Source organism: Kitasatospora sp. NPDC058243 (assembly GCF_042882025.1).
Taxonomy (GTDB): Bacteria; Actinomycetota; Actinomycetes; order Streptomycetales; family Streptomycetaceae; genus Kitasatospora.
Genome location: NZ_JBHVWW010000086.1, coordinates 32050 through 32583, shown reverse-complemented (window position 1 = coordinate 32583; position 534 = coordinate 32050).

Sequence of the window (534 nt, the reverse complement as noted above, 5' to 3'; positions counted from 1 at the left end):
GCTCCGGGCAGGGCAGTACGCCTCCGCTGCGCTCCGGCGGGATTCCCGCTGCGCGGGAATCGAATCCTCCGCTTCGCTCCGGATGAAATCCTCGCGCAAGCGCGAGGATTGAATTCCGCAAGCGGAATTCCCCGCTGGCAAGCCAGCGGTAGGACACGCCTCCGCTTCGCTCCGGTGTGTTCCCCCGCAAGCGGGGGAACTGAATTCCGCAAGCGGAATTCGATGAGCTGACCGGCAGCAGTGCATCACTCGTGCACTGTGTAAGCCCAGTAACTCCGGTCCACATCCCACCATTTGACCTCCCCCCATCTCACAACAGGTCAACGCCAACGCCCGCCCCCTATCCTCCTGTCGAGCCTGGTGGACTCCGCTTCGCTCCGCCCACCCTGAGCGCCCGTCACCATTCACCCTGAGCCGTCGACATGGGGAAGCGGGGCGCCCCCACTTTCTGGTTGTAACCTTCCTTTTCTCTCCACGACTCCCCGTGTCGGGTTCCTTTTTCCTTTCTTTTTCCCCACCTTCCACCCACCTCCC